The organism is Pseudomonas vancouverensis (assembly GCF_004348895.1).
Taxonomy (GTDB): Bacteria; Pseudomonadota; Gammaproteobacteria; order Pseudomonadales; family Pseudomonadaceae; genus Aquipseudomonas; species Aquipseudomonas vancouverensis.
The window spans coordinates 377,447-389,398 of sequence record NZ_RRZK01000032.1 but is presented as its reverse complement, the minus strand read 5'-3'; the positions used below and the strand labels follow the sequence as shown (position 1 = coordinate 389,398).

General features: G+C 60.5%; 9 protein-coding genes. 4 read left to right on the top strand and 5 right to left on the bottom strand.

Features of this window, described 5'->3' with window-relative positions; genetic code table 11:
- Window positions 1–121: 121 nt before the first annotated feature.
- Window positions 122–1,120: an AraC family transcriptional regulator gene (locus EIY72_RS25995; RefSeq protein ID WP_093215377.1), complete on the top strand. Its 999-nt coding sequence runs from the start codon at window positions 122–124 to the stop codon at window positions 1,118–1,120.
- Window positions 1,121–1,192: 72 nt separating this feature from the next.
- Here EIY72_RS25995 and EIY72_RS25990 read toward each other — a convergent pair whose 3' ends face one another.
- The 3 genes from EIY72_RS25990 to EIY72_RS25980 all read right to left on the bottom strand — a co-directional run bounded on the left by EIY72_RS25990 (window position 1,193) and on the right by EIY72_RS25980 (window position 3,938).
- On the bottom strand, window positions 1,193–2,539 hold the full coding sequence (locus EIY72_RS25990; protein ID WP_093215373.1) for an ATP-binding protein: 1,347 nt from the start codon (window positions 2,537–2,539) through the stop codon (window positions 1,193–1,195).
- Entirely contained in the window at window positions 2,536–3,213 is a 678-nt protein-coding gene (locus tag EIY72_RS25985) for a response regulator (protein WP_093215369.1), read from the bottom strand. Before EIY72_RS25985 ends, EIY72_RS25990 begins: the two co-directional genes overlap by 4 nt.
- A 122-nt stretch (window positions 3,214–3,335) precedes the next feature.
- Entirely contained in the window at window positions 3,336–3,938 is a 603-nt protein-coding gene (locus tag EIY72_RS25980; protein ID WP_093215366.1) for a hypothetical protein, read from the bottom strand.
- Window positions 3,939–4,084: 146 nt separating this feature from the next.
- On the opposite strand from EIY72_RS25980, the gene EIY72_RS25975 reads away from it, so the two are divergent.
- On the top strand, window positions 4,085–4,876 hold the full coding sequence (locus tag EIY72_RS25975; protein WP_093215363.1) for a dienelactone hydrolase family protein: 792 nt from the start codon (window positions 4,085–4,087) through the stop codon (window positions 4,874–4,876).
- 105 nt (window positions 4,877–4,981) lie between these two features.
- Window positions 4,982–5,707, top strand: a complete 726-nt coding sequence (locus EIY72_RS25970) for a 4'-phosphopantetheinyl transferase family protein (RefSeq protein ID WP_197678816.1) — start codon at window positions 4,982–4,984, stop codon at window positions 5,705–5,707.
- A 126-nt stretch (window positions 5,708–5,833) separates the two neighbouring features.
- On the opposite strand, the gene EIY72_RS25965 is transcribed toward EIY72_RS25970, so the two are convergent.
- Together EIY72_RS25965 and EIY72_RS25960 are read right to left on the bottom strand one after the other, a co-directional pair.
- A complete protein-coding gene (locus EIY72_RS25965; RefSeq protein ID WP_093215357.1) occupies window positions 5,834–7,444 on the bottom strand; it encodes an ATP-binding protein in 1,611 nt (536 codons plus the stop codon).
- Window positions 7,441–8,163 carry a response regulator gene (locus EIY72_RS25960; protein ID WP_093215354.1) on the bottom strand — a complete coding sequence of 241 codons (723 nt, stop codon included), beginning with the start codon at window positions 8,161–8,163 and terminating at the stop codon, window positions 7,441–7,443. Before EIY72_RS25960 ends, EIY72_RS25965 begins: the two co-directional genes overlap by 4 nt.
- Before the next feature lie 737 nt (window positions 8,164–8,900).
- Here EIY72_RS25960 and EIY72_RS25955 point away from each other — a divergent pair.
- A complete protein-coding gene (locus EIY72_RS25955; RefSeq protein ID WP_093215351.1) occupies window positions 8,901–11,795 on the top strand; it encodes a ribonucleoside-diphosphate reductase subunit alpha in 2,895 nt (964 codons plus the stop codon).
- Window positions 11,796–11,952: the final 157 nt, after the last annotated feature.

The following is an 11,952-nucleotide window of genomic DNA, read 5'->3' as shown; positions in this document are numbered from 1 at the left end:
TTACAGTGGCGGATTTCCGCCCTCCCGACAAAACCCGCCCTCAGATTTGGCGGATATCCGCCTTGTTCATCGTTGCGCAGCGCAGCTACCATCCGTCGTTCAATGGACGGACCTGCCCGCTATGCGTGAAAGAACCATCGCCAGTCATTTCGCCCGCGCCGTCCTCAAGGGCGCACATCGCCGTGGCTACGACACCGAGAGCCTGTTGCAACAACTGGGGATCAGCCCCGAGTTGATCGAAGAGCCACGGGCGCGCATTGCTCCGGAGCTGTTCACCCAACTGATTCAAGGGATTTGGCTGGCACTGGACGACGAGTACCTGGGTTTCGGGCAAGCCCCGAGCAAACCGGGCAGCTTCGCGATGATGTGTCATGCCGTGATCCACTGCCGCAATCTCGAACGGGCACTTAATCGCGGCTTATTGTTTTATAGCCTATTCCCCGGGGCTCCGCGCCTGACCCTGACGCATGAGGACGAATGGGTCCGTTTGAGCCTCGATGATGCGCAACTTTGGGACCCGGATCACTTTCTGTCGGAATGCCTGCTGGTGATCTGGCACCGTTTCGGCAGTTGGCTGATTGGCCAGCGTATTCGCCTGGAGCAGGCAACATTCAGCTACCCGCGTCCGGAGCATGGTGCCGAGTACGACTTGTTGTTTTCCTGTCCGCTGACGTTTGCCGCCGGGCAGAGCAGTCTGCTGTTTCACAGTCGCTACCTGCACATGCCCTTGCTGCAGGACGAGCGCACGCTCAAGCACTTTCTCGAACACTCGCCCGCCAACCTGCTGTCACGTCCGGACGACGGCGACAGCCTGAGCAGCCGGCTGCGACGCCTGCTCAGCCGCGACAGCACACGCTGGCCGGACCTGGAAGCCGTGGCGGCGCATCTGCACATCAGCCCGCAGACCTTGCGCCGACACCTGCGAGAGGAGGGTTCCAGTTTTCAGGAACTGAAGGATCAATTGCGTCGGGACATTGCGATTTATCACCTCGGACGTGCCGACCTGTCGTTGCAACAGATCGCCGAGCAATTGGGGTTTTCCGAGCCTTCGGCGTTTCATCGGGCGTTCAAGAAATGGACGGGGCTGACCCCGGGCGCGTATCGCGCCCAGGAAAACTGAGGTTCGCAAGCAGATTTATCAGGTGTGCTCTCGTTAGCAATCCCGCGAATGGGTCGGCGAGAGCACAACCTGTTATACCGCCGGAAAATGAATCCGGAACGCCGCCCCACCCATCGGCGAATCACCCAAGGTCAGCTTGGCGCTGTAGCTTTCAATGATGTCCTTGACCACCGCCAGGCCAATGCCCTGCCCCGGATGCTGACGATCCAGGCGTTCACCGCGCTCGAGAATCCGTGCACGCTGATCCTGGGGAACACCCGGGCCGTCATCCTCGACGCACAATTCGACGCCGCTGATGGTCTCTCGCACGCTGATGCGGATTTCCCCAAGGCACAGGCGATAGGCGTTCTCCAACAGGTTGCCCATCATTTCCAGCAAGGCACCCTGCTCGATCGGTACATAACAGGGGTCCGGCAGATCGAAGGCTACGCGCACCGACTTGTCGCGGTACACCTTGTCCAGCGTGTCACACAGACTCTTGAGCACCGGGCGCAGGCGCACCTGGTGACGCACCAGGCCACTTTTACGCAGACTCGCGCGTTGCAGCTGGTAACTTATTTGCTGGCTCATGCGCTCGATCTGGGATTGCAGTACCCAGGCCTGCTCGCGGTCTTCCGGGCGCTGCGCCATGTCCTCACTGACGCCCTGCAACACGGCCAGTGGCGTTTTCAGACTGTGGGCCAGATCATCGAGAGAATCGCGATAACGACTGCGCTGCTCGCGCTCGCTGTGCAGCAAGCGGTTCAGCGAACCGGTCAGGCGCAGCAGTTCACGCGGATGTTCTTCACTCAGGCTCTCACGGGTGCCGCCCTCGATCTGGTCCAGCTCCTGACTCAAGCGGCGCAGCGCCTGCAAGCCCCAGGTCAGGCCGATCCACAGCAGCGACAGCAGCACCAGCAATGCGGCACCGAAGCCCAGGTAGAGGTTTTCCCGCAGGCCTTCGAGCGTGGTTTCGTACTCGCGAACCGGTTGCAGTGCGACGATGCTGAACGCTGCATTTTTTCCGCCCAGCAGTTTGACTTCGACGTCGTAGACAAAAAAATCCTGACCATTGGCTTCGCTAATCCGCGCGAACTCGTTACCACGACCGTCATAACGCGGCTTGTAGTTGATATGTTCTTCCCGGGTGCCCTTCGATCGCCAGACCAGATGGCCTTCGCGATCGTAGATATAGCCAAGCAAACGGCTGTCCGTGAGATTGAAGCGTTCGTCGGGCAACTGCTCCGGCATCTGCAAGCGGTTGTTTTCCACCCGGGCGGCGGAGATCAGAGTGGTGACATCGGATGCCAGGCGCTGCTCGATGGAATCCTGCAAGGCCAGGCTGAATGCCCCCTGCATGGCGGGCAACAACGCCAGCATGAACAACACCGCCAACAGCGTGGCGGCGAGCATCAAGCGCACACGAAGCGAGCGAATCAAGTGCAACGCTCGTTGAACAGGTAACCCAGGCCACGCACCGTATCGATCGGTTTGAACCCGGCCGGCCCTTCGAGTTTGCGCCGCAGACGACCGACCAGCACTTCGATCACATTCGGATCGCGCTCGTCGTCATCCGGATACAACTGTTCCATCAAACGATCCTTGGGCACCACTTGCTGATGATGGCGCATCAGGTATTCAAGGATGCGGTACTCGTAGGCCGTCAGCGCCAACGGTTGTTCATCCAGCGACGCCTGCTTGCGGTTGAGGTCCAGGAGCAAGGGACCGGCGACTATGGTCGATTGGGTGAAGCCACTGGAGCGACGCAACAACGCGTTCAATCGCGCCTCCAGCTCCTCGAACTGGAACGGCTTGACCACGTAGTCGTCGGCACCGGCGGCCAGGCCTTCGACCTTGTCCTGCCAGTTGCCCCGAGCCGTGAGGATCAGGATCGGAAATGTCTTGCCGCTCGAACGCAGCTGGCGAATCAGGTCAAGCCCGCCCATGCCCGGCAAGCCCAGATCAATCACTGCCAGGTCAAAGTTGAACTGCCCAGTCTGATACAGCGCCTCCTCGGCATTGGCCACGGCCTCGACCACATGGCCGCTCTCCGTCAGGCGGGTGTACAGGTGATGGCGCAACAGCGCTTCATCTTCGACGACCAGCAGTTTCATAACGCTCTCCCGGGTAGATCAACAACTGCAGTGGTACACCTTCATGTACCTCGATGGCTAACACGGCAACGCCGGATCAGTCACTCGGGCTGATCCGGCGCAGGCCACTCACGAAACGCTTGTCAGAAAGCGTAGTTGGCGGCCAGGTAAGTCTGGGCGCTGCTGGTCAGGCTCAGCGAGCCTTGCTTGCTGCCACCTCGCTCACTCATCTCGGTGCTGGCGTTGCTGCGCAGGTAACGGTAACCCAGTTCAACCGACGTTTTCTGCGTAACCTGTTGCAGCACGCCCGCCTGTCCACCGATGGCATAGCCGATATTGCTGTCACGGCTGAAACCTGGCGACTCCTGAGTCATTTTCGCCAAACCGGCGGTGGCACCACCGAACAACCGGGTGCTGCCGCCCACCGGGTAAAACAGATCGTAGCTGCCCAGGAGGTTTTCCTGACGCAGTTTAATGCCGTTGTGCGAGCCCGACACATTGTCGTAAGTCGCGTAGTAGCGGCCCTTGTCATTTTGCTGGCCCAGACGAACACCCCAGGTAGTGTCCTTGCCGATCACGCCATCGGCGTTCGGGCGATTGAGGTTGTCATTCAGGGCGTGGGATTTTTTGATCTTGTCGCTGGTCTGTCCAAGAGTAAGACTGGCGAAGTTGTCGTCGGACGCGAAGGCTGCGGTGCTTGCGCCCAGAACAGTGATTGCCAGAAGCAGTTTTTTGAATCCAGTCATCGGGAATGTCCTTATTTGCCGTTTGATTTTGGGGTACGAGGCAAGGTTACGCACCGCGCCCTGAACTCCCCCTGAACGCACTCTGAACCTGGGCTGAACGGCCCCCCCGGCGACCGTTTCGACATTTATCAACAGGAGTTTCGATCATGCGCATGTTCCTCGCCGTCCTCCTGCTGGCCTTCTGCGGGCTCAGCCAGGCCGCCATCCAGACCCGGGAAATCCCCTACCAGAGTGCCGATGGCACGAAAATGATTGGCTACTACGCCTACGACGACGCGCTCAAAGGGCCGCGTCCCGGAGTCGTGGTCGTGCATGAGTTCTGGGGCCTGAACGACTACGCCAAGCGTCGCGCCCGGGATCTCGCCGGCCTGGGCTACAGTGCGTTGGCCATCGACATGTACGGTGACGGCAAAAACACCGAGCATCCCAAAGACGCGATGGCTTTCATGCAAGCGGTGAACAAGGACAGCGCAGTGGGTAGCGCACGGTTCCAGGCCGGGCTGGACTTGCTGAAGAAACAACCGCAAACCGATCCGCACAAGATTGCCGCCATCGGCTACTGCTTTGGCGGTGGTGTCGTTCTCAATGCGGCGCGCCAGGGCGTACCGCTGGCAGGCGTGGTGAGCTTCCACGGCGCACTGGCGACCACCACACCGGCAACACCGGGCAGCGTCAAGGCCAAGGTACTGGTTGAGCACGGCGCAATGGACAGCATGATCACGCCGGACAACGTCGCGGCGTTCAAGAGCGAGATGGACAAGGCCGGGGCCGACTACACCTTCGTCAGCCTTGACGGCGCCAAGCACGGTTTCACCAACCCGGACGCCGACCGTTTGAGCCATGGCGATCATGGTGGGCCGGACATTGGCTACAACAAGGTCGCCGATGAAAAATCCTGGGCGGATATGCAGGCGTTCTTCAAGAAGATCTTTGGTTAAGCAGACAGCCTCTTCAAGTGCCTTCGCGAGCAGGGGCAACCTGCTCGCGATGAATCCGCGGCCCTGCACTACCCAGCGTCAGAGCAACCCGGCAGAATGCCGGTCATGAACCTTGCCCCTGCCCTGCCCATCTGCTGCACGCCTCTCGACGACCATTGGCCGCTGCCGTTCGCGCTGCCCGACACGGTGCTGCTGAGCACCCATTTCGACAGTTCACAACTGGCCACGGACGACTTCCAGCGCAGCGCCATCGACGCCCCCCCGAGCATCCAGCGCTCGGTCGCCAAACGCCAGGCGGAATTTCTCGCCGGGCGAGTCTGCGCCAGGGCCGCGTTGCAGCGTTTGCAAGGTCTGAACTACGTTCCAGCGATAGGGGAAGACCGGGCACCGGTCTGGCCGGATCATATCGTCGGTTCGATCACCCACAGCACCGGCCGTGCGGCGGCGATTGTCGCGCACAACAGCCACTGGCGCGGGCTGGGCATGGACCTGGAAAACCTGCTCAACCCCGAGCGCGCGGAACGGCTGGCCGGGGAGATCCTCAATCCGCCGGAACTGCAACGCATGATGGCGGGCTCCCGGGATCAACGGGCGTTGCTGGTAACGCTGACGTTCTCGGTCAAGGAAAGCCTGTTCAAGGCGCTCTATCCGATCGTGCAAAAGCGCTTCTATTTTGAGCATGCCGAAGTGCTGGAGTGGCACGAGAGCGGCCATGTGCGGCTGCGCTTGCTGACCGATCTGTCTGCGCAGTGGAGCAACGGCACCGAAATGGATGCGCAGTTCGGCATCAAGGATGGGCAGTTGTTGAGCCTGGTCAGCATCAAGGCCTGAAGCTTTGTAGCGACCTCACCGTCCTCATCGCGAGCAAGCTCGCTCACACACGGGCCCCTTGCTGCACCACAAATCCCAGTGGGCGCTTGCCAACTGGCGATGAGGCCCGATCACACGGCATAAAAATCAGCGCTTTTCCTGATTGCGCGGCCAGCTCAAGCTGAAGCATGCCCCGCCCAGGCTCTTGCTCTTGCCGATCAACGCGCGTCCGTCATGCCAATGGATGATCCGCCGCACAATCGACAGCCCCAGCCCATGACCTCCCGACGCACGGGTACGACTGTCATCGAGCCGCAGGAACGGCGTAAAGATCTTCTCCCACGCCGGCTCCGGTACACCCGGGCCGTCATCCTCGATATCCACCCGGCATCGTTGCTGCCCCACCTGATAGCTGATGGTCACCCGTGAGTGCGCATGGCGCATGGCATTGCTTACCAGGTTCTGGATCGCCCGGTGCAGATAACGCGGTTCAGCCTCGACCCAGGCATCGTCGTTATCGGCCGCCGACAGGCACAGACCGCGCTGCACGGTGACGTCGGCGCGCAATGGCGCCAACTCCTCGATCACTTGATTGACCAGGGCATCCAGATCAATGCGCTGGAAATTCAACGCCGGCGAACCCTGCTCGAGGCGGGCGTAGGTCAACATCTCGTCAACCAGCCGATCCAGGTCTTCGATATCGTGATCCATGCCCTGACAGTATTTTTCCAAGGCTTGTGGCGTGGTGGCCGAGCCGATCATTTCCAGGCCAAAACGCAGGCGTGCCACTGGCGTGCGTAATTCGTGGGACACCGCGCGCACCAGTTCACGCTGGATCGCCAGCAACTGCTGCAAGTGCTCGGCCATGCCGTTGAACGCCGAAGCCAGCCGCCCCACGGAATCCGCGCCACGCGCCGGCACGCGGGTTTCCAGGCTGCCCTTGGCGATGCGCGTGGCCGCCGCCTCCAGGCCACGCAAGCGGCGCTCGAGCTGACGCACCAACAGATAAACGATCAGGCCGATCAACGTCAGGCCCAGCGCCGCGATCAGCACCAACCACTCCGGCGGATAGGGATTCATCTGGTACAACGGACCGATTTCCAGGACCCATGGCGTGCCGACCATGCCGGCGAACACCCGGATCGAATCGCCCTCCTTGCCCAGCGCCATCACGGTATCGCCCTCGGACACGCGACGACTCTGATCCTCGTCCATGTCCGCCTCGTCCACCGTGACCAGACGCAAGTCGAAGCCAAAACCCTTGTCCTGCTTCAGCTGTGCGAGGCGCTTGGGTTGATCGGCGACCGGGACACGAACCAGCTCGTCCGTCAGCAGATAGATGGTCGCACGGGCCAGTTGCTCGCTGATTTGCTGCACCTCGCCAGTGAGAACCAGCTGTTCCTGATCACTGACCAGCCGATAGACCATCGCCGCATGCGGCCCGGTTTGCTCCACCAGTGCCTGGCCACGCAGGACGCGGGTGCGCTGGGTGAGATCAAGGTCGGTTTGATTGAAGGTTTTCAGGGCCAGGGGAATACCGAGCAAGCGCTCCCACACCAGCAACGCGCGGTGGCGTTCGGTCTGGTTCATCGGCTGCAGGTTGTCGGCCATCAGCGAGAACGTGCCGTGGGCCAGGCGCTCGCGGTACTGCTCGCTGCGCACCTGATTGAGCATGTGCAGGGCCAGCACACCGAGCACTGCCACCAGGATCAGCGCGGCACACATGCCGCCATAGATACGCAGGAAGATCGAGTTCACAGGGCCGGATCTACGCAGGCCTCGGGGACGAACAGATAACCCTTGCTGCGCACGGTCTTGATCAGGCGCGGATGATCCGGGTCATCGCCGATTTTCGGCCGGATGCGCGAGATGCGTACATCGATGGAGCGGTCCTGACCGTCATAACCGATGCCGCGCAACGCGGTGAAGATTTCTTCCCGGGACAGAATGCGTCCGGCATTGGCCACCAGCAGCCAGAGCAGGTCGAATTCGGCGCTGGTCAACTCGATACCGCTGCCCTGCAACCAGGCTTCGCGCAGGGCATTGTCCACCACCAGAGGGCCGAATTGCAGACGCCGCTGTTTTTCCGGCGCGACTTCCGGCGCTTCGCTACGGCGCAACAAGGCCTGGATGCGCGCCAGCAGCAGGCGCGGACGCACGGGCTTGCACACATAGTCATCGGCGCCCAGGTCCAGCCCAAGGATCTGGTCGGTGTCGTCGGTACGGGCCGTCAGCATCAGGATCGGACCGTCATAGCGGGAGCGGACCTTGCGGCAGATGCTCAGGCCGTCTTCACCGGGCAGCATCAGGTCGAGAATCACCAGGTCCGGTTGCTCTTTGATGATGCGTGCCGCGGCCAGCGCACCATTGCCTTCGATCGATACACGCAGGCCATTGGCTTCCAGGTAGTCGCGGGTCAGTTCGGCCAGTCGCTGGTCGTCCTCCACAATCAATACCTGCCACGCTTCTTGCTCCACGGATGACCTCTGCTTGCCAAAACACTAATAAGGAAGGATCCGCCCGTCTTTTTGTAATGATTCGGGGGGATAAATATGTATACACGCTGGGCCGAATGTATAAACGCCGCCCGTCGATAACACAAGCTGCCAAATGAGGTCGGACAACGGCTTTTTTTGTGATAGGGTTCGCGCCCTTAAAAATCCGACCGGGCGTTTTTGCCCTGTAAAAAACGAGGAAAAAAAGCCCGGTCCAGCAGCGTCGCGGCCTACACGCCAGTTCGCCCTTTCACACACAATTTACGCACAGGTTTATCCACAGGCAGTACGTTGCATTCGCCCCCCAAAACGCATTATCTTGTACCCCGGCGCTAAAAAACCCCTAGATATAGGGTTTTGCGCAAAAAACCAAACACAAACCAGACAGCAATTTCAAGCGCTTTTATTGCCGCTGTCCGGTTGAACCAAACGCATTTTTGAAAGCCCAAACCGCGCGTGCGGATGGCTACTGTATTTCGGCCCCAAGTGGTGAAAACGGTACGGGTGTTGCAGTCCCAACTGTCACCTGCAAAGGACCCCGGTCTCAGGCCCCAGGCGTGAGACCAAAGACTTCGGCATGGAAGCGGCGCTCAATAGCCCCCTTCCTACTGTCCCGAAGTTGTTATGCCCGGCGCTCGCCGGTTGTAGTGCTTCAGGACGGAACGGTGGGCACCGTGATGGTGCCCAAACAAACATAGAGAATGTGGAGACACCCCCCCATGCAAACCGACACAACTCGCGAGAACCCGCAGGGCACCTTGCCGCAGGCCGCTGATTCGAATTCGGATCTGTCCGCCACCGCGCCGGGCCAACTGCGAGTGATCAAGCGTAACGGCACTGTCGTTCCTTACACCGATGACAAGATCACCGTCGCCATCACCAAAGCGTTCCTCGCAGTTGAAGGCGGCACCGCTGCTGCCTCGTCGCGAATCCATGACACCGTGGCCCGCCTGACCGAGCAGGTCACCGCGACCTTCAAGCGCCGCATGCCATCGGGCGGCACCATCCACATCGAAGAAATCCAGGACCAGGTTGAACTGGCCCTGATGCGTGCCGGCGAGCAGAAAGTCGCCCGCGACTACGTGATCTACCGTGACGCGCGCTCCAAGGAACGTGCCGTGCGTGCGCCAGCCGAAGAAGCGGTCAACGCCCACCCTTCGATCCGCATCACCCGTGCCGACGGCAGCCTGGCGCCGCTGGACATGGGCCGCCTGAACACCATCGTCAGCGAAGCGTGCGAAGGCCTGGAAGAAGTCGACGGCGACCTGATCCAGCGCGAAACCCTGAAGAACCTGTACGACGGCGTGGCCCTGAGCGACGTCAACACCGCCCTGGTGATGACCGCCCGTACCCTGGTTGAACGCGAGCCGAACTACTCGTTCGTGACCGCACGCCTGCTGATGGACACCCTGCGTGCCGAAGGCCTGGGCTTCCTCGGTGTGGCCGAAAGCGCCACTCACCACGAGATGGCCGACCTGTACGCCAAGGCCCTGCCGGCCTACATCGCCAAAGGTATCGAGTTCGAACTACTGAACCCTGTGCTGGCCACCTTTGACCTGGAAAAACTGGGCAAGGCGATCAACCACGAGCGCGACCAGCAATTCACCTACCTGGGCCTGCAAACCCTGTACGACCGCTACTTCATCCACAAGGACGGCGTACGCTTCGAACTGCCGCAGATCTTCTTCATGCGCGTGGCCATGGGCCTGGCGATCGAAGAGAAGCAGAAAGAAGACCGCGCGATCGAGTTCTACAACCTGCTGTCCTCGTTCGACTACATGGCTTCGACCCCGACCCTGTTCAACGCCGGCACCCTGCGTCCACAGCTGTCGAGCTGCTACCTGACCACCGTACCGGATGACCTGTCGGGCATCTACCACGCGATCCACGACAACGCCATGCTGTCGAAATTCGCTGGCGGCCTGGGCAACGACTGGACCCCGGTTCGTGCATTGGGTTCGTACATCAAGGGCACCAACGGCAAGTCGCAAGGCGTTGTGCCGTTCCTGAAAGTGGTGAACGACACCGCCGTAGCCGTCAACCAGGGTGGCAAGCGCAAAGGCGCTGTGTGTGCCTACCTGGAAACCTGGCACATGGACATCGAGGAGTTCATCGAACTCCGTAAGAACACCGGTGATGACCGTCGTCGTACCCACGACATGAACACCGCCAACTGGATCCCTGACCTGTTCATGAAGCGTGTCTTCGATGACGGCAAGTGGACCCTGTTCTCGCCATCCGAAGTACCGGACCTGCACGACCTGACCGGCAAGGCCTTCGAAGAGCGTTACGAGTACTACGAAGCCCTGACCGAGTACCCGGGCAAGGTCAAGTTGTTCAAGACCATCCAGGCCAAAGACCTGTGGCGCAAGATGCTGTCCATGCTGTTTGAAACCGGCCACCCATGGCTGACCTTCAAGGACCCGTGCAACCTGCGCAGCCCGCAGCAGCACGTTGGCGTGGTCCACAGCTCGAACCTGTGCACCGAGATCACCTTGAACACCAACAAGGACGAGATCGCCGTTTGCAACCTGGGCTCGATCAACCTGCCGAACCACATCGTCGACGGCAAGCTGGATACCGCCAAGCTGCAACGCACCGTGAACACTGCCGTGCGCATGCTCGACAACGTGATCGACATCAACTACTACTCGGTGCCGCAAGCGAAGAACTCCAACTTCAAGCACCGTCCGGTTGGTCTGGGCATCATGGGCTTCCAGGACGCGCTGTACCTGCAGCACATCCCTTACGGCTCCGACGCTGCCGTCGAGTTCGCCGACAAGTCGATGGAAGCGGTCAGCTACTACGCGATCCAGGCATCCTGCGACCTGGCCGATGAGCGTGGCGCCTACGACACCTTCCAGGGTTCGCTATGGTCCAAAGGCATCCTGCCGCTGGATTCGCAACAGATCCTGATCGAAGCCCGTGGCCAGAAGTACATCGACGTTGACCTGAACGAAACCCTGGACTGGGCACCGGTTCGCGCCCGTGTGCAGAAAGGCATTCGTAACTCCAACATCATGGCCATCGCACCGACCGCAACCATCGCCAACATCACCGGCGTATCGCAGTCGATCGAACCGACCTACCAGAACCTGTATGTGAAATCGAACCTGTCGGGCGAATTCACCGTGATCAACCCGTACCTGGTTCGCGACCTGAAAGCTCGCGGCCTGTGGGACTCGGTCATGATCAACGACCTGAAGTACTACGACGGTTCCGTGCAGCAGATCGAGCGCATCCCGCAAGAACTCAAAGAGCTCTACGCGACTGCGTTCGAAGTGGACACCAAGTGGATCGTCGACGCCGCCAGCCGTCGTCAGAAGTGGATCGACCAGGCTCAATCGCTGAACCTGTACATCGCCGGCGCATCGGGCAAGAAACTCGACGTGACCTACCGCATGGCCTGGTACCGTGGTCTGAAAACCACCTACTACCTCCGTGCCCTGGCCGCGACCAGCACCGAGAAGTCGACCATCAACACCGGCAAGCTGAACGCTGTTTCCAGCGGCGGCAACCACGGTGACGATTCGGTCCTGGCAGCTCCAGCCGGTCCTGCTCCAGTGCCGAAGGCTTGCGCCATCGACGAGCCGGATTGCGAAGCTTGCCAATAAGCTGAACCGGTAACACAAGAACCCCCGACAGGCCCTCAGCCTGCCGGGGGTTTTCTTTTGCCTGTCTGTAGGCGCTAGCTCGCTGGCGATGGTCTTCAACGATAACGCTGGATGCCTGATACCCCGCAGTGATTTCAGGTTCTTCGCGAGCAGGCTC

Coding starts and splice junctions, on each gene's coding strand:
- EIY72_RS25970 (WP_197678816.1), top strand. CDS start 4,982: ATGAACCTTGCCCCTGCCCTGCCCATCTGCTGCACGCCTCTCGACGAC.
- EIY72_RS25980 (WP_093215366.1), bottom strand. CDS start 3,938: ATGACTGGATTCAAAAAACTGCTTCTGGCAATCACTGTTCTGGGCGCA.
- EIY72_RS25955 (WP_093215351.1), top strand. CDS start 8,901: ATGCAAACCGACACAACTCGCGAGAACCCGCAGGGCACCTTGCCGCAG.
- EIY72_RS25975 (WP_093215363.1), top strand. CDS start 4,085: ATGCGCATGTTCCTCGCCGTCCTCCTGCTGGCCTTCTGCGGGCTCAGC.
- EIY72_RS25985 (WP_093215369.1), bottom strand. CDS start 3,213: ATGAAACTGCTGGTCGTCGAAGATGAAGCGCTGTTGCGCCATCACCTG.
- EIY72_RS25995 (WP_093215377.1), top strand. CDS start 122: ATGCGTGAAAGAACCATCGCCAGTCATTTCGCCCGCGCCGTCCTCAAG.